Raw genomic sequence first — 22,135 nt, forward strand, 5'->3', positions numbered from 1 at the left:
TCCTCTTCGCTCGAAATCTCCTGTCAATTCTATCTGCTCTGGCCGAGAACGGCTCCCCATTCGGCGCGCGGGTTCGCTCGTCACAGCACGCGAGCTGAACCGTGACACTCGTCGCAATGAGAAACATGGCCAGGAAGTGGATGCCGTTCCTCCCGCGCGGACCACTCGTGGCGATAGGCTGTTAGGCGGCCCTTTCCCAACGACGACGGGACGCAGTGTGACGAATTTTGAGTGGTCCGAGCTCGATCGACGTGCAGTCGACACAGCAAGGATCTTGGCGGCAGATGCAGTTGAGAAGGCGAAGGGTGGTCACCCAGGCACGGCGATGAGCCTCGCTCCCCTCGCGACGCTGCTCTACCAGCACGTGATGCGGGTCGACCCGAAGGACCCGAACTGGATCGGGCGAGACCGCTTCATCCTCTCGGCGGGGCACTCCTCGCTGACGCAGTACTGCCAGCTCTACCTGGGCGGCTTCGGCCTCGAACTCGACGACCTTAAGCAGCTTCGCCAGTTCGGCTCGAAGACGCCGGGGCACCCCGAGTACGGCCACACGGACCACGTCGAGATGACGACTGGGCCGCTTGGCCAGGGCCTCGCATCCGCGGTCGGGTTCGCCTACGCGCAGCGCTTCGAGCGCGGACTCTTCGACCCAGAGGCGGCAGCAGGCGAGAGCCCCTTCGACCACAGGGTCTATGTCATCGCCAGCGACGGGGACCTCCAGGAAGGCGTCACAAGCGAGGCTTCCTCGCTTGCCGGACACCAGGAGCTCGGCAACCTCATCGTCTTCTACGACGCCAACCAGATCTCCATCGAAGACGACACTGACATCGCCTTCACCGAGGACGTCGCCAAGCGCTACGAAGCCTACGGCTGGCACGTGCAGACGGTCGACTGGACGGCGGGCGAGCAGTACCACGAGGACCTCGCGGCCCTCCACGACGCGACCCTCGCAGCGCAGGCTGAGACTGGTCGCCCCTCGATCATCGTGCTCCGCACGATCATCGGCTGGCCGAGCCCGAACAAGCAGAACACGGGCGCCATCCACGGCTCCGCGCTCGGCGAGACCGAGCTCGAAGCCGTCAAGACCCTCGTCGGCTTCGACCCGAAGCAGAGCTTCGAGGTCGCGGACGACGTCCTCGCGTACACCCGCGGACTCGCTGACCGCGTCGCCCCAGTGCGCGCCGAATGGCAGCAGGGCTTCGACGCCTGGAAGAGCAACAACCCGGAACGCGCCGAGCTGTTCGACCGTCTCGAAGCCGGAGAGCTGCCGGAGAACATCGCGGATGCTCTCCCCGACTACGCGGGCGTCGCCAAGGTCTCGACCCGCAAGGCGTCTGGGGACGCGATCAACGCGCTCGCCGCGCAGCTCCCCGAGCTCTGGGGCGGCTCAGCCGACCTCGCGGGCTCGAACAACACGACCATCAACGGCGCGGCGTCGTTCATCCCCGAGAAGTTCTCGACCTCGAGCTGGACGGGCAACCCCTACGGGCGAGTCCTCCACTTCGGCATCCGTGAGCACGCAATGGGCGCGATCCTCAACGGCATCACGCTGCACGGCAAGACGCGTGCTTTCGGCGGGACCTTCCTCATGTTCAGCGACTACATGCGCCCATCGGTGCGTCTTGCCGCCCTCATGAACATCCCCTCGATCTTCGTGTGGACGCACGACTCGATCGCCCTCGGTGGCGACGGGCCGACTCACCAGCCGATCGAGTCGCTCACCGCGCTCCGTGCGATCCCGAACCTCGCGGTCGTCCGCCCCGCCGACGGACCGGAGACGGCCGCCGCGTGGCTTGAGGTCGTGAGCCGCCGGGGTGGCCCGACCGGACTCATCCTCTCCCGCCAGGACCTCCCGGTCATCGCGCGCGGGTCCGGAGAAGCGAACGAGCAGGAGTTCGGCTCAGCGGCCGGAACGAAGCGGGGCGCGTACGTGCTCGCGGAAGCTGCCGGCGGCGCACCCGAGATCATCGTGCTCGCGACCGGCTCCGAGGTGCAGTACGCACTCGAGGCCCGCGAGACGCTCCAGGAACAGGGACACCCGACTCGGGTTGTCTCCGTCCCGAGCTTCGAGTGGTTCGCGGAGCAGGACGCCGCGTACCGCGAGCACGTGCTCCCCGCTGCCGTCGAGGCTCGCGTGAGCATCGAGGCCGGCCTCGCTCTTCCATGGCTCCAGTTCGTCGGGCCGAAGGGACGCAGCATCTCGATCGAGACGTTCGGCGCGTCCGCGGACCAGCCTGAGCTCTACAAGGCCTACGGAATCACCGCAGAGGCAGTCGTCGACGCGGCGCTCGAGTCGCTCGCTCTGTAGAGCGCGCACCACACCCAAGCTCTTCTTCATCAGCAACACGAAGGAACAACAGCAATGACTTCAACACCAACAGCAGCACTCGCCGAGGCCGGCGTCAGCATCTGGCTCGACGACCTCTCACGATCAAGCCTCGAATCTGGTGCTCTCGAGCGTCTCATCGCCGAGCGCGGCATCGTCGGCGTCACGACCAACCCGACGATCTTCGCTGGCGCCCTCAGCAAGGGCGAGGCCTACGACGCGCAGGTCGCCGAGCTGCAGGCTCGCGGTGCGAGCGTCGACGAGGCGATCTTCGAGATCACCACGGACGATGTGCGCTCTGCCTGCGACCTGTTCCTGCCGATCTACGAGTCCACGGATGGCCTCGACGGGCGAGTCTCGATCGAGGTCTCCCCCGAGCTCGCTCGTGACACGGCTGCGACGATCGACGAGGCCAAGCGTCTCTGGGCCACAGTCGATCGCAAGAACGCGATGATCAAGATCCCGGCGACCGTCGAGGGGCTCCCCGCCATCACCGAGGTCATCGCCTCTGGTATCAGCGTCAACGTCACGCTCATCTTCAGCCTGAGCCGCTACCGCGAGGTCGTCAACGCCTACCTCTCGGGCCTGGAGCAGGCTCGCGAGCGTGGACACCAGCTGTCGACGATCCGCTCCGTCGCCTCGTTCTTCGTGTCGCGTGTCGACGCAGAGATCGACAAGCGCCTCGTGGCCGTCGGAAGCGACGAGGCGATCGCGCTCAAGAGCCTTGCGGCCCTCGCCAACGCACGCCTCGCCTACGCCGCCTTCGAGGAGGAGTTCTCGAGCGAGCGCGCGAAGCTCCTGCTCGCGGAGGGTGCCAACGTCCAGCGTCCGCTGTGGGCCTCGACGGGGGTCAAGGACCCGGCGCTGCCCGACACGCTCTACGTCACGGAGCTCGTCGCGCCTCACACCGTCAACACCATGCCGGAGAAGACGCTCGAGGCAGTTGCTGACCACGGCGTCATCACGGGCAACACGGTTGCCGGAACGGCGCACGCCGCCAACACGACGCTCGATGAGCTCGAAGCGATCGGTGTGAGCTACGTCGAGGTGACCGAGCAGCTCGAGACCGAGGGTGTCGACAAATTTATCGTCTCCTGGCAGGAACTCAAGGCAACCGTCGACTCGCAGCTCCAGGCTGCCGCGGCGAAGGCCTAGGGGTCACCGCCATGGGCATCAAGGTCAGCGCTGCCGGGGCCGCGAGCTCAGCAGCTGCAGCAAAGGTCGGCGACCTCGTCGCCGACCGGTTCGCCTCGCGCCTCTTCGCGCAGGATGCAACGCTCTGGGGCGAAGCGGCCGAAGCTGAGTCGTCCATCCGGCTCGGATGGACGCGTGCTCACGAGGTCTCCCGGGAACTCGTCGAGGGCATCGTCTCGCTTCGGGACGAGTTCGCCGCGGCTGGCGTGACCAGGTTCGTGCTGTGCGGCATGGGCGGCTCTTCACTCGCTCCCGAGGTCATCACTCGGACCGCCGGAGTCGACCTGGTTGTGCTCGACTCGACCGACCCGGCACAGGTTCGCGCCGCTGTCGAAGAGGGCATCGAACGCACCGCGATCGTCGTCTCCTCCAAGTCCGGCTCGACGGTCGAGACCGACTCACAGCGCCGCGCCTTCGTGAGCGCTTTCGAGGCGGCGGGCATCGAGCCGGCCGGCCGAGTCGTGATCGTCACCGACCCGGGTTCGCCCATGGAGGCCGCCTCGCGTGAGGCCGGCTACCGGGTGTTCCTCGCCGACCCCCACGTCGGCGGCCGGTTCTCGGCGCTCACGGCGTTCGGCCTGGTCCCCTCCGGGCTCGCCGGCGTCGACATCGCTGGACTCCTCGACGACGCAGGCGTCGCTGCGACAGCAGTCGCCCTTGACGACGAGAGCAACCCAGCTCTTGTCCTCGGCGCCGCCATCGCCGCAAAGCGCTTCCTTGGAATCGTGGACGACGGCACCTCCATCGTGGGCTTCGGCGACTGGGTCGAGCAGCTCATCGCGGAGTCGACCGGCAAGGACGACCTCGGCATCCTGCCCGTCGTGCTCACATCGAACGCTCCGGAGATCGACTCGCGGCCCGCTGACATGCAGCTCGTCCGCGTGGTCGCCGACGCCGAAGCAACCCCGGCCAGCGGCGATGACATCTCGGTATCCGGCACTCTTGGCGGCCAGTTCGTGCTCTGGGAGACGGCCGTTGCCGTTGCCGGGGCCGTTATCGGCATCAACCCGTACGACCAGCCCGACGTCGAGTCTGCCAAGATCGCCGCCCGCGGACTGCTCGAAGCGACCCCGGAGCCCACTCCAGCAGCGTTTGCCGTTGACGGCGTGGAAGTTCGCGGCACCGGGGCTGTCGTCGAGGGGCAGAGCACGCTCAGCGGCGCGATCGACGCGCTCGTGGCGCTCATCCCCGCCGACGGCTACCTGTCAGTGCAGGCATACGTCGACCGGAACCGCTTCGGCGCTCTCGAGTCGCTCCGCGACGAGCTCGCGAAGCGCTCAGGGCGACCGGTCACCTTCGGCTGGGGTCCCCGCTTCCTGCACTCGACTGGACAGTTCCACAAGGGCGGCCCGAAGGTGGGCGCGTTCCTGCAGATCACCTCGGCCGAGCCGAATGATCTGGAGATCCCAGAGCGCCCCTTCACCTTCGGCACGCTCATCTCGGCGCAGGCTGCCGGCGATGCATCCGTGCTGGAGTCGCACGCGCAGCCTGTGTTGCGCATCGACCTCGGCGAATCCGGTCGTGGTCTCGACGCACTCCTCGGCGCCATCTCGCGCTGATCGATCAGCGGGGCGGGGATGCGAACACCTTCGCATCCCCGCGCTCGTGTCTGCAGGACATACACGGGGACACCAACACCCGTGCCTAGAAAGTAAGGAGGCGACGCTGTGACGCCAGTCGACATCAGCGCTGACAACAACCCCCTCAGGTCCATCGACGATGGGCGCCTGAGTCGCATCGCCGGACCGTCGAGCCTCGTCATCTTCGGAGTAACGGGAGACCTCTCCCGCAAGAAGCTCCTGCCGGCGGTCTACGACCTCGCGAACCGCGGCCTGCTCTCGCCATCGTTCGGACTCGTCGGCTTCGCTCGACGGCCGTGGTCTGACGACGAGTTCCGGGCCTTCGTGAAGGAGAACGTCGAGCAGCACGCCAGGACCCCCTTCAACGAGGACGTCTGGACCCAGCTTGCCAAGGGCATCCGCTTCGTCTCGGGAGAGTTCGACAACGACGAGTCGTTCGACTCGCTTAAGCTCGCCCTCGGAGAACTGGACGAAGACCAGGGCACCCGAGGTAACCACGCGTTCTACCTCTCGATCCCCCCACGATCCTTCCCCGAGGTGACGACGCAGCTGCGCCGCTCCGGACTCGCGGAGGAGCGCGAGGACTCCTGGCGCCGCGTCATCATCGAGAAGCCGTTCGGCCACGACCTGGCCTCGGCGCGCGAGCTGAACAGCATCGTCGAGTCAGTCTTCGCGAGCGACGCGATCTTCCGCATCGACCACTACCTCGGCAAAGAGACGGTGCAGAACATCCTCGCGCTGCGCTTCGCGAACTCCATGTTCGAGCCGCTGTGGAACGCCAACACGGTCGACCACGTGCAGATCACCATGGCTGAGGACATCGGCGTATCCGGCCGCGCCGGGTACTACGACGGTGTCGGCGCAGCGCGCGACGTCATTCAGAACCACCTTCTCCAGCTCCTCGCGCTGACCGCGATGGAGGAGCCGCTCTCCTTCAACGCCAAGGACCTGCGACAGGAGAAGGAGAAGGCACTCGCGGCCGTCCGTCTCCCCCGCGACCTGTCACTCGCCTCCGCCCGTGGCCAGTACGGCTCTGGATGGCAGGGCGGCGAGTTCGTGCGCGGCTTCCTCGAAGAAGACGGCATGAACCCGCAGTCGACGACCGAGACCTACGCGGCTCTTCGCGTCGAGCTCGACTCGCGCCGCTGGGCGGGAGTGCCGTTCTACCTGCGCACGGGCAAGCGCCTCGGCCGCCGCGTCACGGAGATCGCCGTCACGTTCAAGCAGGGGCCGCTGTACCTGTTCGACGAGGCCCAGCGAACCTCGCTCGGGCCGAACGCGCTCGTCATCCGTGTTCAGCCGGATGAGGGTGTCACCATCCGCTTCGGCTCGAAGATCCCAGGGTCCGGTATGCACGTTCGTGACGTGACGATGGACTTCGGCTACGGCCACGCGTTCACCGAATCCAGCCCGGAGGCGTACGAGCGTCTCATCCTTGACGTCCTCCTCGGCGACCCACCCCTCTTCCCACGGCATGAGGAGGTCGAGCTCTCCTGGAAGATCCTCGACCCGGTCGAGGACTACTGGGCGACGCAGGGCCAGCCCGAACTCTACAAACCCGGCAGCTGGGGACCGGCCTCGGCCACTGCCCTGCTCGCCCGCGATGGCCGCACCTGGAGGCGCCCGTGATCATCGAACTCGGCAACACCACGACTTCGGCCGTCTCAAAGCGGCTCGTCTCAATGCGTGAAGAGGGCGGGGCCGTCGCTCTCGGCCGCGTCCTGACGCTGGTCATCTCGACCGGCGAGCGCCGGGGCGAGGCTGCGATCGCGGCCGCGAACTCGGCGTCCGGCGAGCACCCCATGCGCGTCATCGTCATCCACGTGGTCGATCGCGATGCGAAGACCTCCAACATGGATGCGGAGATTCGCGTCGGCGGAGACGCCGGTGCGAGTGAGGTCATCGTGCTCCACGTCTCGGGGCCAGCGGCCGACGACCCCGAGACCCTCGTGCAGGCGCTGCTCCTCCCCGACGCGCCTGTCGTCGCCTGGTGGCCCGACTCCGCGCTCGGAGCGCCGAGCGCATCATCGCTCGGTCGCATCGCCCAGCTGCGCATCGTGGATTCCGGGAGCTCGACCAACGGCGAGGAGACGGTCACGAAGCTCGCGGCGGGCTTCTGCGACGGGGACAGCGACCTCGCGTGGACGCGACTCACGAGCTGGCGCGCGCAGATCGCCGCTGTCCTCGATCAGCCGCCGTACGAGCCGATCCAGGAAGTAGAGGTCATCGGGCGTCCGTCCCAGACCTCGACGCTGCTCATGGCGGCTTGGCTGCAGCTCGCGCTGCAGGTGCCCGTGCGACTCTCTCAGGCGACCGACCGCGAACTCGGGCGCGCCCAGCTGCGCGCGATCAAGCTCACGCGCCCGAGCGGAATCGTCTCGTTCGAGCGCGTCAGCGACACGGCGGTTGTGCTCACTCAGCCGGGACAGCCGGAGCAGAAGATCCCCATGCCAGTCAGGGACCTTCCCGATGTCCTCGCGGAGGAGCTTCGCTCGCTCGGGCCGGACCGGGTCTTCGGCGACGTGCTCGCGGCAGCCGCGGAGGCGGAAGCCCAAGCACAGGAATCTCCGACGGCAACGACCCCAGACGACGAGCAGCAGCAGGCATGACGCAGGCCACTCGGGTCAGGCACGTCGAGCCCTCGGTCGCCGGGGTCGCGGACTACGCGGCCCGGCGGTTCGCGGGGCTCGTCGGTTCGACCACCGCGGAACTGCACATCGCGGTGAGCGGAGGTTCGGTCGCCACCAAGGTGCTCCCCGCGCTCGTGGCGGCCGTTGAGGACGCCGGACTCGATTGGCAGCGCGTGCACGTCTGGTTCGCGGACGAGCGCTTCGTGCCGACCGGCCACGACGATCGCAACGTCGTGGCCGTCGCCGAGGAGCTCAAGGGGGCCAAGGGTTTCGAGCAGGCGCGCCTGCACGCAACGCTCGCGAGCGACAGCGGCGAGTCCCTCGACGATGCCGCCGTCGCCTACGAGGCTGAGTTGCGGGCCCTCGTTCCTCCCGCGGACGGCGTGCCGGGCGGAGTCCCCTCGCTCGACCTCGTGCTCCTCGGCGCTGGCGGTGACGGGCACACTGCTTCGCTGTTCCCCGGCCGGCCGGGGCTCGAGACAGGGTCTGCGCTTGTCGCGAGCATCCGCGACTCTCCGAAGCCGCCTCCAGAACGAGTGACGCTCACACTCCCCGCCATTCGAGCGGCTGCACGCGTCTGGGCCGTCGTGACAGGTGCTGAGAAAGCCGACGCCGTGCGGCTCGCAGCCACCGAAGGTGTGACCGCGGAGGAATCGCCCCTTGGCGCCGCAACCGGCCGACTCGAGACGCTGCTGCTGCTCGATGCCGCAGCGGCAGAAGCGCTCGGCTAGCTGCTGCTCCGGCGGATGCTCCTCCGGCGGAAACGGAAACGGCTCCGGTCGTGAATCAGGCCCTCGATGGGGCTGGTTCACGACCGGAGCCGCTTGCTTTGCGCGTGACAACTTCGATCGCGGCGCCGGGCCGAGAAGACGGAGTCAGCGCTTGGAGGTCGTCTTGCTGCGACGCTCGCGGAGCTTCGAGAGCGCCTCGTCGAGGAGGCGCTCCGCCTCCTCGCTTGTCCGTCGTTCTTTGACGTAAGCAAGGTGCGTCTTGTAAGGCTCGTTCTTCACGGCAGCCGGCGGGTTCTCCCGGTCGCGGCCCGCCGGAAGCCCGGAGATCGGGCAGTCGATGAGATCAGGGATGTCTTCCTCTGCGAGTTCTGCGGAGTAGTGCCTGACCGTCTCGTTGCCGAGCGCGTCCCAATAGGAGATGGTGAGGCGCGCAGCATGCACGCCATGGTCCAACTCCCCCATCGGTCCAGCGCCTACGCGCGATCCCCTGATCGCAGAGCCCCCCTGCGCCACCTAGCTCACCACGACGGTCTGAATGCGAGTGATGATTCCCATCGAAACGATAGCGAGCAGCCAGATGACCGCGAGGGTCACCGTGATGCGGTTCAGGTTCTTCTCGGCAACGCCTGACGCGCCGAGGTTCGATCCCATGCCCCCACCGAACATGTCGGAGAGTCCGCCGCCTCGTCCGCGGTGCAACAGGATGAACAGGATCAGCAGGACGCTGGTGATGGCCAGCACGACCTGCAGGATGACGAGGAGAATATCCACGGAATCCCTTTCAGATGAACGGACTCGGACGTGGCCTGAGTGAACAGGCCACGTCCGAGTATAGATGGTTGGGGTTCGCGGCTAGGAACCGACGTGCTGTCGGAACCGAGCGATGGCGCTGAACTCATCGACCTTGAGGCTTGCGCCTCCGATGAGTGCACCGTCAACGTCGGGCTCGCGCATGAAGCCCGCGATGTTGTCCGACTTCACCGAACCGCCGTACAGGATGCGGGTCGCTGCAGCCACTTCCTCGCCGAGGAGTTCCTCGAGCGCGGCACGGAGAGCGTGAGCGACGGTCTGCGCCTGCTCGGGCGTGGCAGCCTGGCCGGAACCGATGGCCCAGACGGGCTCATAGGCGACGACGAGGTCCGGAGTGCCCTCTACTCCGTCGAGCGCAGCCTTGAGCTGAGCCACGGGGACGGCACTTGCGCCGAACTTCTCGAGATCCTCGGAGGTCTCTCCGACGCACAGCACCGGAACCAGGCCGTGCTTGAGCGCAGCCTTGACCTTGCTTCCGACAACCTCATCGCTCTCTGCGTGCAGGGTGCGTCGCTCGGAGTGCCCGAGGATGACGTACTTGCAGCCCAGAGCGCTCAGGAATGCACCTGAGATCTCACCCGTGTACGCACCGGAGTCGTGAGCAGAGACATCCTGGGCGCCGTAGCTCAGCGAGAGCTTGTCGGCATCCACGAGCGTCTGCACACTACGAAGGGCCGTGTAAGGAGGGAAGATCGCGACCTCGACGTCGTCGTAGTCGTGCTTCGCATCCTTGAGTGCCCAAGCGAGCTTCTGCGTGAACGCGATGGCCTGGAGGTGATCCAGGTTCATCTTCCAGTTGCCCGCCATGAGCGGGGTGCGAGTCGTTACCATCCGAGAACCTGCAATCCGGGCAGCTGCTTGCCTTCGAGGAACTCGAGGCTGGCACCGCCACCAGTAGAGATGTGGCCAAATTGGTCATCCGCGAAGCCGAGCGTGCGCACGGCCGCAGCGGAGTCACCGCCGCCGACGACCGAGAGGCCCTCGACAGTGGTCAGGGCCCCAGCAACGGCGCGAGTTCCTTCCGCGAACGCGGGGAACTCGAACACGCCCATGGGGCCGTTCCAGAACACGGTCTTCGAGTCGTTGATGACCGCGGCGAAGGCCTTGGCGGTCTCGGGCCCGATGTCGAGCCCGATACCGGAAGCTCCGAACGCGCTGCTCTCGATGCCGTCTGCTGGGACGACTTCGTGTTCTGCGTCCGCCGAGAACGACGCTGCGACGACGACGTCCGTCGGCAGGACGATCGAGACGCCGCGCTTCTCGGCATCCGCGAGGTAGCCGCGCACGGTGTCGAGCTGATCGGACTCCAGCAGCGAGGATCCGACCTTGTGGCCTTGCGCCGCGAGGAACGTGAACAGCATTCCTCCACCGATGAGGATCGAGTCGACCCTCGGGAGGAGGTGTTCGATGACGCCGAGCTTGTCGGAGACCTTCGAACCGCCGAGCACCACCGCGTAGGGGCGCTCGACCGCGGACGTCAGCCGCTCGAGGACTTCGAGTTCGTTCGCCACGAGGAGTCCCGCGGCGCTCGGGACGATCTGCGGCAGGTCGTACACGGACGCCTGCTTGCGGTGCACAACACCGAAGCCGTCCGAGACAAACGCGTCCGCAAAGCTAGCAAGCTGTTCCGCGAAGGCACGACGCTCTGCGTCGTCCTTGCTCGTCTCCCCCGGGTTGAAGCGGAGGTTCTCGAGCACGACGAGCTGACCGTCTTCGAGACCGGCAACAAGGCGCTGTGCATCCTCACCGACCGTGTCGGCAGCAAGCGGGGCATCGATCTCGAGGAGCTCACCGAGCCGCGTGGCGGCAGGAGCGAGCGAGTACTGCGGTTCTGGTGCCCCCTTGGGCCGACCAAGGTGCGAGATCACAATGACCTGCGCACCCTGGTCGAGGAGGAGGCGGAGCGTGCCGAGGGAAGCGCGAATCCGACCATCGTCGGTGATCCCGCCCTCCTTCAGCGGCACGTTCAAGTCGCAGCGGACGATGACCTTTTTTCCCGTGAGGGAGCCGAGGCTCTCGATTGTGCGAAGCGCCATATTGGCGATCCTTCCTCTTTTGCCGAAGTGGTTAGAGCTTGCTCGCGACGTACTCGGTCAGGTCGACGAGGCGGACCGTGTAGCCCCACTCGTTGTCGTACCAGGACGACAGCTTGACCTGGTTGCCGATGACCTTCGTGAGGGGCGCGTCGAAGATCGACGAGTGGTTCTCGCCGACGATGTCGCGCGAGACGATGTCTTCCTCGTTGTACATGAGGAGGCCCTTGAACTCGCCCTCTGCGGCTTCCTTGTAAGCGGCGTTGACCTCTTCGACGGTCACTGGCGTCTTGGAGACGACGGTGAGGTCGGTGATCGAGCCGGTCTCGGTGGGGACGCGAAGCGCGAAGCCGTCGAGCTTGCCCGCGAGCTCTGGGATGACGAGGCCGATAGCCTTCGCAGCACCCGTCGAGGTGGGGATGATGCTCAGGGCTGCTGCGCGTGCGCGGCGGAGGTCCTTGTGGGGGCCGTCCTGCAGGTTCTGGTCTGACGTGTAGGCGTGAACCGTGGTCATGAGGCCAGACTCGATGCCGAACTTGTCGTTGAAGACCTTGACGAGCGGCGCGAGGCAGTTCGTCGTGCACGAGGCGTTCGAGATGACGTCGTCATTCTCGGGGTCGTACTCGGTGTGGTTGACGCCGAAGACGAACGTCGGGGCCGGGCCGGAAGCGGGGGCCGAGAGGATGACCTTCTTGGCGCCTGCGGCGATGTGCGCGCGGGCCTTCTCTGGATCCGTGAAGTGGCCCGTGCTCTCGATGACGATTTCGACGCCGAGCTCAGCCCAAGGCAGGTTCGCGGGGTCGCGCTCTGCCGTTGCGGTGATCTTGTTGCCGTCGACGTAGATGGCGTCGTCGTCGTACGAGATGTCGTTCTTCAGCTTGCCACCAGTGGAGTCGTACTTGAGGAGGTGTGCAAGCGTCTTGTTGTCGGTGAGGTCGTTGATAGCAACGAGCTCGAGGTTGTTGTCATCCTGCAGCAGTGCGCGTGCGTAGCTGCGTCCGATGCGTCCGAAACCGTTGATGGCGATTTTCGTCACGTGATGCTCCTTTTTCCTGTTGTTTCTCCGATTTGACAGGACTGTTTGGCCACTGGGGGCCGGGTGCACCATCGCACCGAGTTCGTGGGAACGGTCTGCGCGGCGAGCCCGTTCAACATCGTCAGCCTAGTCCCATGGAAGGTCACCGAGGTGACTAAATGGAATGAGGTGATCTGTGCCGGAATCAGAGCTCGTCGAGGACGGGCAGATTCGACTCCGTACCAGGGATGCCCCGGTCCGAAGCCTGCTTGTCCGCGAGGGCGAGTAGGCGGCGGATGCGGCCGGCGACCGCGTCCTTCGTCATGGGCGGGTCCGCGTAGCGGCCGAGCTCGTCAAGTGAGGCCTCGCGATGGGCGAGGCGCAGCTGTCCTGCGTACTTGAGGTGGTCGGGGGCCCCTTCGCCCAGGATCTCAAGAGCACGCTCGACGCGCGTGCAGGCCGTGACGGCCGCCTGAGCGGAGCGACGCAGGTTGGCGTCGTCGAAGTTCACGAGACGATTTGCGGTAGCGCGGGTCTCGCGGCGCTGACGCAGGCTCTCCCAGCTCTCGACGGTCGCGTGCGCGCCGATGACGGTCAGCATGGCGCTGATGGCGTCCCCGTCGCGGATGACGACGCGGTGCACTCCGCGCACCTCACGCGCCTTCGAGGAGACCCCGAGGCGACCAGCGGCCCCGACGAGCGCCATCGCCGTCTCCGAGTTCGGCGTGATGATGTCCAGCGAGGCGGACCTGCCGGGATCCGTGAGCGACCCGGCGGCCAGGAATGCGCCGCGCCAGACGGCCGTCAGGTCGTCTTGGCTTCCCGTCGTGAGTCGGTTCGGGAGGCCGCGGACCGTGCGCCTGCGCGCGTCCATGAGTCCGGTCTGCCTGGCGAGCGTCTCGCCGTTCTCGAGCACGCGAAGAAGGTAGCTCTCCCCCGGCCTTGCGCCGGAACCGGCGACGATGGAGATCTTGGCGCGCACGCCGTACAACTCGAGCAGCTCGCGACCGAGTCGACGGGCGAGCATCTCAGAGTCCAGCTGGGCCTCGACGGCGATACGCCCCGAGATGAGCTGCAGACCACCCGCGAACCGCAGGAGCGACGCGACCTCGGCAGCACGAGCTTGGGTTGTGGCTGCGCGCGTGCGCAAAAGCTCGTGCTTGACATCGGCGGTGAGCGTCACCGGGGTACCTCCATGGATCAGAGTGAGTGGGCGCGACGAAGCGTCGTCGCGGGTGCGAGATGGAACGAGAGTCACTCGCGACCGAGGTCGCGGTGGCGCACGCTGATGATCGTGTCATCGCGTTCGCGCAGCAGGCTCGCAATGCGCTCGGTCATGGCGACCGAGCGGTGCTTGCCGCCGGTGCATCCGACGGCGAGCGTGACGTGCCGCTTGTTCTCTCGCTCGTAACCCCGCAGGACGGGGTCAAGCATCTCAATGTAGTGGGTCAGGAACTCGTCTGCACCTTCTTGGTCGAAGACGTAGTCGGAAACGCGCTTGTCTCGGCCGTTGAAGGCGCGGAGTTCCGGCTCCCAGAAGGGGTTGGGGAGGAAGCGCATGTCGACGACGAGGTCGGCATCCGTGGGGATCCCGTACTTGAAGCCGAAGCTCTGCACCGTCACGGCGACCTTATTCTGGTCAGCCTCCCCGAAGCGCTTCACGATGCGGGTCACGAGCTGGTGCCCGTTGAGCTCCGAGGTGTCGATAACGATATCGCTCGCCTCGCGGATCTCCTGGAGGCGGCTGCGCTCGCGCGCGATGCCGTCGAGGATCGTCCCGTTGCCCTGCAGCGGGTGCGGGCGGCGCACGGCCTCGAAGCGCCGGACGAGCGTTCCGTCAGTGGCGTCCAGGAAGAGCACGTCGACTTCGTGTGTCTCGCGCAGACCACCGACGAGGGCAGTGAATTCCTCCAGCAGGTGACCGCCGCGCACATCAACCGAGACGGCGAGCTTCGGGAGCGAGTCACGAGCCTTGCCAGCGACCTCGATGAGGGGCCTGATCATCTGCGGGGGCAGGTTGTCCACCACGAACCAGTCGAGGTCTTCGAACGCCTTACAAGCTGTCGACCGTCCCGCACCGGACATGCCAGTGACGATCATGATGTGCTGGCGTCCTTCGCCGTCGATCTCCGCCGAACTCATGCGCAGGTCACCTCCCATGGACTAAAACACCAGCCTACATAGCCGGAGCGAGCGTCTCTCACTCTTCCGCCGATTGTTCTCGCGCGAATCGCTCGGAAATAGCTGTTGCAGTTGCTGCCCCGATACCTTGCACGGTTGTCAGCTCGTCGACGGTGGCGGCCCTGAGGCGCTTGACCGAACCGAACTTCTTCAGCAACGCGGCCACTCGTGTCGGCCCGAGGCCGGGGATGTCTGCCAGTACGGTACTGATGTCGGCCTTGCGCTTCGTGCGCTGATGCCGGATCGCGAAGCGGTGGGCCTCGTCGCGGAGCCGCTGCACGAGGAAAAGCGCCTCGGAGCCGCGAGGGAGGATGACCGGGAAGTCATCGTCCGGGAGCCAGAGCTCCTCGAGGCGCTTGGCGATGCCGACCACCGCGATCCCACGGACGCCTGACTCTTCCAGGGCTCGCTGCGCGGCATTCACCTGTGGGACGCCGCCGTCGATGAGCAGGAGCTGCGGGCGATAGGCGAACTTGGCGCGCGTCGATTCCTGGCCCGCTGCCTTGGCGGGGTCAGCTGAGAGCGCCGCGTCTTCGGCGATGTCCGCAGGTGTCGCATCATCGCGCAGGTAAGCCAGTCGGCGGGTGAGCACCTGGTGGATGGAGTCGGTGTCGTCCGTCGAGGACGCGATGTTGAAGCGCCGGTAATGGGACTTGCGTGCGAGGCCGTCCTCGAACACCACCATCGACCCGACGATCCCGGTGCCCTGAAGGTGCGAGATGTCGTAGCACTCGATGCGCAGTGGGGCCTCAGAGAGCCCCAGCGCGTTCTGCAGCTCGGTGAGCGCGTCCGAGCGAGCGACATAGTCGCTGCTGCGTTTGAGCTTGTACTGCGCGAGCGACCCCATGGCGTTGATGGTCGCGGTCTTGAGCAGTTCGGACTTTGGCCCCCGCTGCGCCGTTCGCAGGTTCACCTTGGCCTGCCTGGTTGCCTCTAGCCACTCGGAGAGTGCCTCGGAGTCGTCCGGGAGGGCCGGCACGATGATCTCGCCTGGAGGGAAGAGGCCTTCCTTGCCGTACACGCGCTGCATGGTCTGATCGATGATCGTTCCAAGATCTGTGTCGAGTTCCTTGTCGAGGACCCAGTTGCGCACGCCGCGGATGCGCCCGCCGCGCACCGTGAACTGCTGGACGGAAGCGCTCAGCTCGTCCTCTGCGACGCCGAAGAGGTCGAGGTCGACGTTGTCGGGAAGCACGACGGCGCTCTTCTCCAAGACGTTCTCGAGAGCCCCGATGCGGTCGCGAAGCCTGGCCGCGTCTTCGAACCTCATCTCGCTGGCCGCGAGCTTCATCTCGTCCTGCAGCGTCGTCAGCAGGCTGCGATCGTAGCTCTCCATGAATCGCACGAACTCGTCGACGATCTGACGGTGCTCTCCTATCGTCACTCGCCCGCTGCACGGGCCGCCGCAGCGGCCGATCTGACCGGGGAAGCATGGGCGACCGCTCTGCATGGCCCGTGTGTAGTTCGAGTCATTGCACGTGCGGATGGGGAACGCCTTGACCATGAGATCGATGGTCTCGTTGACCGCCCAGACTTTGGGATATGGGCCGAAGTAGCGGGCGCCTCGGATACGAGCGTTGCGCGTGACCAGCACTCTGGGCGCTTCGTCGCCGAGCGTCACGGCCATGAACGGGTAGCTCTTGTCGTCCTTGAACTTCACGTTGAAGGGCGGCGAGAACTCCTGGATCCAGGTGTACTCGAGCTGCAGCGCCTCGGTTTCCGTGCGCACGACGGTCCATTCGACGCGAGTCGCCGTCGTCACCATGTGACGGGTGCGCTCGTGGAGTCGCTCAAGCGGAGCGAAGTAGTTGCTCAGCCTCGCGCGGAGGTTCTTGGCCTTGCCGACGTAGAGGACACGGTCGTCATCCCCGAGGAATCTGTAGACCCCCGGGGCCGTCGGAATGTCGCTCGTCGCGGGGCGGTATGGCAGGACGTTCGCCATCAGCGCGCAGCTGCCTCCCGCTCGAAGATCTCCTTGAGGTACTGGCCGGTGTGGCTCTCGGCGATGCCGGCGATCTTCTCCGGCGTGCCGACGCCGACGACGGTTCCGCCGCCGGAACCACCCTCCGGCCCCATGTCGATGAGCCAGTCCGCCGACTTGATGACGTCAAGGTTGTGCTCGATGACGATGACGGTGTTGCCCTTGTCCACCAGTCCGCCGAGCACCGTGAGGAGTTTGCGGACGTCCTCGAAGTGCAGTCCTGTTGTCGGCTCGTCGAGCACGTAGACGCTGCGCCCGTTTGACCGCCGCTGCAGCTCGGTGGCGAGCTTCACTCGTTGCGCCTCGCCGCCAGAGAGGGTCGTTGCAGACTGTCCAAGGCGCACGTAGCCGAGCCCGACCTCGACGAGCGTCGACAGGTAGCGGTGGATGGCCGTGATCGGCTCGAAGAAGTCCGCGGCCTCCGCGATCGGCATCTGCAGGACCTCGGCGATGTTCTTGCCCTTGTAGTGCACGCTCAGTGTCTCGCGGTTATAGCGCGACCCACCGCACACCTCACAGAGCACGTAGACGTCCGGCAGGAAGTTCATCTCGATCTTGAGTGTGCCGTCGCCCGAGCAGGCCTCGCAGCGACCGCCCTTGACGTTGAAGCTGAAACGGCCTGGCAGGTAGCCGCGGGCTTTCGCCTCGCTTGTCTCGGCGAAGAGCGTACGGATGCGGTCGAACACACCCGTGTACGTTGCGGGGTTCGAGCGGGGCGTGCGGCCGATGGGGTTCTGGTCGACGTGGATGACCTTGTCGAGTTGGTCGACTCCCGTGATGCGAGTGTGCTTGCCTGCAACGGCGCGGGCGCCGTTGAGCTTGGCAGCGAGCACTCGGTAAAGGATGTCGTTCACGAGTGAGGACTTGCCGGACCCGCTGACTCCGGTGACGGCCGTCAGGATGCCGAGTGGGAAGCTGACCTGCACGTTCTGCAGGTTGTTGGCACGCGCGCCGACGACGGTGAGCTCGCGCTTCTTGTCGTACTTTCGGCGCTTCTTCGGTGTCTCGATGCCGACGCGCCCCGAGAGGTAGTCGCCAGTGATCGACTTGGTGTTCTTTTCGAGGTCGGCGACGGAGCCGCTGTGCACGACTTCTCCCCCGTGCTCGCCTGCGCCTGGACCGATGTCCACGATCCAGTCCGAGGTGCGGATGGTGTCCTCGTCGTGCTCGACGACGATGAGCGTGTTGCCGAGGTCGCGCAGCTTGATGAGCGTCTCGATGAGCCTGCGGTTGTCTCTCTGGTGGAGTCCGATGGAAGGCTCGTCGAGCACGTAGAGCACTCCGGTGAGCCCGGATCCGATCTGCGTCGCGAGGCGGATGCGCTGCGCCTCCCCGCCTGAGAGCGTGCCGGCGGCCCGCGCGAGGTCGAGGTAGCTGAGGCCGACTTCGATGAGGAAGTCGAGGCGAGCGCGGATCTCGCGGAGCACCTGCGCCGCGATCTTGGCCTCGCGGTCGGTGAGCTCGACGGTGTTCATGAAGTCGAGGCAGTCGGCGAGGCTCAGGGCCGTGGCGTCTGCGATGGAACGACCGTGCACCTTGACGGCGAGCACTTCTGGGCGCAGTCGCGCACCGTTGCAGGCGGAGCAGGGGATCTCGCGCAGGTACTGTGCCCAACGGGCACGCGTGGCGTCGGTCTCGGCCTCTGCGTACTGGCGCTCGATGTACGGCATGACGCCCTCGAAGCCGGAGCTGTAGGTCATCTGCCGCCCGAAACGGTTGCGGTACTTGACTCTGACCTCGTACTCGCGCCCCTCGAGGATCGCCTCGCGGACTTCTTCCGGGAGCTTCTTCCAGGGCGTTGTGAGCTTGAACTGGATTTGCTCGGAGAGACCGAGCAGGAGGCGCTCGTAGTACTGGTACAGGCTCTTGCCCTGCCCACTCCACGGCAGGATGACCCCGTCTGCGATCGAGTCGAGGGGGTCGCCGATGAGGAGCTCACGGTCGACGGACATCCGCGTTCCCAACCCGTCGCACGTCTGGCAGGCGCCGAACGGCGCGTTGAAGGAGAAGGTCCTCGGCTCGATCTCAGTGAGCGCGATGGGGTGGTTGTTCGGGCAGGAGAGCTGCTCGGAGAACGTGGTCCACGCATCGTCGCCCTCCGCATCGACGAAGTTGATCTGGACGAGGCCGTCCGCGAGCCTCAGCGCCGTCTCGAGTGAGTCGGTCAGGCGACCGAGGACGTCGTCGGAGGCGACGAGGCGGTCGACGATCACGGAGATGTCGTGCTTGAAGGACTTCTTGAGCTTCGGTGGGTCGGTGAGCTGGACCCGATCGCCGTCGACCATCGCGCGGGCGTAGCCCTGACCGGAGAGCGACTGGAAGAGGTCGACGAACTCGCCCTTCTTCTGCTGGACGACCGGTGCGAGGACCTGGTACCGCGTGCCCTCCTCGAGCTCCATGAGGTGATCCGCGATCTGCTGGACGGTCTGTCGCTGGATGACCTCACCGCAGACCGGGCAGTGCGGTACGCCGATGCGCGCCCACAGGAGGCGCAGGTAGTCGTAGATCTCCGTGATCGTGCCGACGGTCGAGCGAGGGTTCCGGTTGGTCGACTTCTGATCGATCGAGACAGCGGGGCTCAGGCCCTCGATGAAGTCGACGTCTGGGCGATCGACCTGCCCGAGGAACTGCCTCGCGTACGCCGAGAGCGACTCCACGTAGCGGCGCTGCCCCTCGGCGAAGATCGTGTCGAACGCAAGTGACGACTTGCCTGACCCGGAGAGGCCGGTGAACACCACGAGACTGTCGCGTGGGATCTCGAGGTCGACGTTCTTGAGGTTGTGCACGCGGGCGCCTTGGACGCGCAGCTGTGAAGAAGGAGGAAGGACGGCCATAGCTCTTTCGGGTTCTCTATTCGTGTGGATGCTCTGTGCGCCCGAGTTCTGCGGGCGGCCGTGGTCAGCCCTTGGTGACGTGCCCGGCACGTTCCATGGTCCGCAGGTCTTGCTTGAGTGCTGAGAGCTCGTCGCGGAGGCGCGCTGCGAGCTCGAACTTGAGCTCGGCGGCGGCGTCGAGCATCTGCGCGTTGAGATCCGAGATCATGTTCTCGAGCTCCCTTGCGCCGGACGCGGCGAGTCCCTCGCGCTTGAGTTTAGGTGTCGTCTGGCGCTTGTTGTCGCCCTTGCCTCTGGCAGCGAGGAGCTTCTCCGTGTCCTGGCCCTCGCGCATCAGTGACTCGGTAATGTCGGCGATCTTCTTGCGCAGCGGGGTCGGGTCGATGCCGTGCTCCTTGTTGTACGCGAGCTGCCGGTCGCGACGCCGGTCAGTCTCCTCGATCGCCTTCGCCATGCTGTCGGTGATGCGGTCGGCGTACATGTGTACCTCGCCGGTGACGTTTCGGGCCGCTCGACCGATCGTCTGGATGAGGGACGTGCTCGAGCGCAGGAAGCCCTCCTTGTCAGCATCCAGGATCGCGACGAGCGAGACCTCTGGAAGGTCGAGGCCCTCCCTCAGGAGGTTGATGCCGACCAGGACGTCGTAGATGCCTGCCCGAAGCTCGGAGAGCAGCTCGACCCGGCGGAGCGTGTCGACGTCCGCGTGCAGGTAGCGCACTCGCACGCCGTTCTCGCCGAGGAAGTCGGTGAGCTCCTCTGCCATCCTCTTGGTCAAGGTCGTGACGAGGACTCGCTCGTCGCGGTCGGCCCGCACGCGGATCTCCTCGAGCAGGTCGTCGATCTGTCCCTTGGAGGGCTTGACGACGATCTGCGGGTCGACGAGTCCGGTCGGGCGGATGATCTGCTCGACGAAGCCGTCGGCCTGGGCGAGCTCGTACTTGCCGGGTGTTGCGGAAAGGTAGACCGTCTGGCCGACGCGGTCGCTGAACTCGTCCCAGCGGAGCGGCCGGTTGTCGAGTGCGCTCGGCAGGCGGAAGCCGTGGTCGACGAGCGTGCGCTTCCTGGACGCATCGCCCTCGTACATCGCGCCGATCTGGGGCACGGTGACATGCGACTCGTCGATGACGGTGATGAAGTCGTCTGGGAAATAGTCGATGAGGCAGTGCGGGGCCTCACCGGGCGCGCGGCCGTCCATGTGGCGCGAGTAGTTCTCGATGCCGGAGCAGAAGCCGATCTGCTCCATCATCTCGAGGTCGAAGGACGTGCGCATCCGCAGTCGCTGGGCCTCGAGCAGCTTCTGCTCGCGCTCGAAGACACCGAGGCGGTCGTCGAGCTCGTCGCGGATCTGCCCCATCGCGCGCTGCATGGCATCGGCGCCGGCGACGTAGTGCGAACCGGGGAACACGCTGACGGAGTCCATCGAGCGGACGACGTCACCAGTGAGCGGATTGAGCGCGGTGAGCGCCTCGATCTCGTCCCCGAACATCTCGATGCGGATCGCGAGCTCTTCGTAGACCGGGATGATCTCGATCGTGTCGCCGCGCACCCGGAACGTCCCGCGCTGGAAGGCGACGTCGTTGCGTTGGTACTGCATCGTCACGAAGCGCCTGAGCAGCTCTTGCCGCGGGATGCGGTCGCCGACGTGCATGGCCAGCATGGAGTTGAAGTACTCCTCCGGCTTGCCGAGCCCGTAGATGCAGGAGACCGTGGACACGACGATGACGTCGCGGCGGCTCAGCAGCGAGTTCGTCGTCGAGTGGCGGAGCCTCTCGACCTCCTCGTTGACCGAGCTGTCCTTCTCGATGAAGGTGTCGGTCTGCGGGACGTATGCCTCAGGCTGGTAGTAGTCGTAGTAGGAAACGAAGTACTCGACGGCGTTGTTCGGCATCAACTCGCGGAACTCCGTGGCGAGCTGGGCCGCTAGCGTCTTGTTGTGCGCGAGGACAAGCGCCGGGCGCTGGAGCTTTTCGATGAGCCAGGCGGTTGTCGCCGATTTACCGGTTCCCGTGGCGCCGAGCAGGACGACGTCCGGTTCGCCCGCGTTGATTCGGCTCGCAAGCTCTTCGATGGCCTTCGGCTGGTCGCCACTCGGCGTGTACTCGCTGACGACTTCGAAGGGACGTACGCTGCGTGTTGCTTGCATAGAACAAGTGTACGTGCAGGCTGCGACATTTCGGGGCCTCAGTGATGCGCTCTGCGCGATCACGAAGGCCCCGATTTGCAGTCTTCGCGGACTAGTTCTCGCTCGAGAGAACGCCCTGCGTGTTCTCGAGGTGGGCGCGGATGAACCACTGGAACTTCTCGAGCTCGGAGACCTGGCCGATGACAAGGTCCTGGGTCACGAGGTCGAGGTCGTCGAGCCGCTTGATGGCCTCGCGGTGGTCGGTGATGACACCAACGTAGACGTGGTCGAGCGCCTCGAGGTGCTGGCGGGTGCCCGCGCGGAACACCTCGTAGTCACCCCAGGTGCGAGCCTCCACGAGCGCGCCCGGGAGGCCGTTCGGGGGAACTCCGAGCGTCGCCATGCGCTCGGCGACCTCATCCGCATAGCCGCGCACGAGCTCGATCTGCGGGTCGAGCATCTCGTGAACGCTGATGAAGTCGCGCCCGATGACGTTCCAGTGCGCGTGCTTGAGGGTGAGGTGCAGGTCGTTGAGCGCGTGCAGGCGGAGCTGGAGGAGCTCGCCGATCTCGTGGCCCTTGTCGAGCGAGAGCCCGGGAACCGTGTACTCGCCGTTCTCTGTCTGCTGGCTTGAGGCTGTCGTGGTCATGTCAGTCCTCTCTTGGGAGCGCGTGACGCGTCTCCCGGTCAATGAACCC

The 22,135-nt window shown here is 66.0% G+C and carries 17 protein-coding genes; 6 read left to right on the forward strand and 11 right to left on the reverse strand.

Features of this window, described 5'->3' with window-relative positions; all coding sequences use genetic code 11:
* Positions 1 to 217: 217 nt before the first annotated feature.
* From tkt to pgl, 6 genes are all read left to right on the forward strand, one after another.
* Positions 218 to 2,308, forward strand: a complete 2,091-nt coding sequence (gene tkt / locus FHX72_RS03005; protein WP_068481911.1) for a transketolase — start codon at positions 218 to 220, stop codon at positions 2,306 to 2,308.
* 54 nt (positions 2,309 to 2,362) lie between these two features.
* On the forward strand, positions 2,363 to 3,481 hold the full coding sequence (gene tal, locus FHX72_RS03010) for a transaldolase (RefSeq protein ID WP_068481908.1): 1,119 nt from the start codon (positions 2,363 to 2,365) through the stop codon (positions 3,479 to 3,481).
* Between the two features lie 11 nt (positions 3,482 to 3,492).
* Entirely contained in the window at positions 3,493 to 5,079 is a 1,587-nt protein-coding gene (locus FHX72_RS03015; RefSeq protein WP_183622958.1) for a glucose-6-phosphate isomerase, read from the forward strand.
* A gap of 108 nt (positions 5,080 to 5,187) precedes the next feature.
* Entirely contained in the window at positions 5,188 to 6,729 is a 1,542-nt protein-coding gene (zwf, locus tag FHX72_RS03020) for a glucose-6-phosphate dehydrogenase (protein ID WP_068493981.1), read from the forward strand.
* A complete protein-coding gene (locus FHX72_RS03025; protein WP_068481889.1) occupies positions 6,726 to 7,709 on the forward strand; it encodes a glucose-6-phosphate dehydrogenase assembly protein OpcA in 984 nt (327 codons plus the stop codon). Before zwf ends, FHX72_RS03025 begins: the two co-directional genes overlap by 4 nt.
* A complete protein-coding gene (pgl, locus tag FHX72_RS03030) occupies positions 7,706 to 8,461 on the forward strand; it encodes a 6-phosphogluconolactonase (protein ID WP_068481887.1) in 756 nt (251 codons plus the stop codon). Before FHX72_RS03025 ends, pgl begins: the two co-directional genes overlap by 4 nt.
* A 144-nt stretch (positions 8,462 to 8,605) precedes the next feature.
* Here the strand turns inward: pgl and FHX72_RS03035 are convergent, their stop codons facing one another.
* The 11 genes from FHX72_RS03035 to FHX72_RS03085 all read right to left on the reverse strand — a co-directional run bounded on the left by FHX72_RS03035 (position 8,606) and on the right by FHX72_RS03085 (position 22,086).
* Positions 8,606 to 8,974, reverse strand: coding sequence for an RNA polymerase-binding protein RbpA (locus FHX72_RS03035; protein ID WP_183622960.1), 369 nt, complete (start codon positions 8,972 to 8,974; stop codon positions 8,606 to 8,608).
* Positions 8,975 to 9,232, reverse strand: coding sequence for a preprotein translocase subunit SecG (gene secG, locus FHX72_RS03040; protein ID WP_068481882.1), 258 nt, complete (start codon positions 9,230 to 9,232; stop codon positions 8,975 to 8,977).
* A gap of 81 nt (positions 9,233 to 9,313) precedes the next feature.
* Positions 9,314 to 10,102: a triose-phosphate isomerase gene (gene tpiA, locus FHX72_RS03045; protein WP_183622962.1), complete on the reverse strand. Its 789-nt coding sequence runs from the start codon at positions 10,100 to 10,102 to the stop codon at positions 9,314 to 9,316.
* Positions 10,096 to 11,307 (reverse strand): phosphoglycerate kinase, encoded by a 1,212-nt coding sequence (locus FHX72_RS03050; protein WP_068481874.1) that lies wholly within the window; start codon positions 11,305 to 11,307, stop codon positions 10,096 to 10,098. The genes tpiA and FHX72_RS03050 overlap by 7 nt, the downstream gene beginning before the upstream one ends.
* A 31-nt stretch (positions 11,308 to 11,338) precedes the next feature.
* Complete coding sequence (gap, locus tag FHX72_RS03055) at positions 11,339 to 12,340, reverse strand: type I glyceraldehyde-3-phosphate dehydrogenase (protein WP_068481869.1); 1,002 nt, start codon at positions 12,338 to 12,340, stop codon at positions 11,339 to 11,341.
* Positions 12,341 to 12,524: 184 nt separating this feature from the next.
* On the reverse strand, positions 12,525 to 13,502 hold the full coding sequence (gene whiA / locus FHX72_RS03060; RefSeq protein ID WP_068481866.1) for a DNA-binding protein WhiA: 978 nt from the start codon (positions 13,500 to 13,502) through the stop codon (positions 12,525 to 12,527).
* 71 nt (positions 13,503 to 13,573) lie between these two features.
* Entirely contained in the window at positions 13,574 to 14,461 is an 888-nt protein-coding gene (gene rapZ / locus FHX72_RS03065) for an RNase adapter RapZ (RefSeq protein WP_068481863.1), read from the reverse strand.
* A 58-nt stretch (positions 14,462 to 14,519) separates the two neighbouring features.
* Entirely contained in the window at positions 14,520 to 16,442 is a 1,923-nt protein-coding gene (uvrC, locus tag FHX72_RS03070; RefSeq protein WP_068481861.1) for an excinuclease ABC subunit UvrC, read from the reverse strand.
* A complete protein-coding gene (gene uvrA / locus FHX72_RS03075) occupies positions 16,442 to 19,315 on the reverse strand; it encodes an excinuclease ABC subunit UvrA (protein ID WP_183622964.1) in 2,874 nt (957 codons plus the stop codon). Before uvrA ends, uvrC begins: the two co-directional genes overlap by 1 nt.
* A gap of 64 nt (positions 19,316 to 19,379) precedes the next feature.
* Positions 19,380 to 21,458, reverse strand: coding sequence for an excinuclease ABC subunit UvrB (uvrB, locus tag FHX72_RS03080; RefSeq protein ID WP_183622965.1), 2,079 nt, complete (start codon positions 21,456 to 21,458; stop codon positions 19,380 to 19,382).
* Between the two features lie 91 nt (positions 21,459 to 21,549).
* Positions 21,550 to 22,086 (reverse strand): Dps family protein, encoded by a 537-nt coding sequence (locus FHX72_RS03085; protein WP_068481851.1) that lies wholly within the window; start codon positions 22,084 to 22,086, stop codon positions 21,550 to 21,552.
* Positions 22,087 to 22,135: the final 49 nt, after the last annotated feature.

The organism is Pseudoclavibacter helvolus (assembly GCF_014191305.1).
Taxonomy (GTDB): Bacteria; Actinomycetota; Actinomycetes; order Actinomycetales; family Microbacteriaceae; genus Pseudoclavibacter; species Pseudoclavibacter helvolus.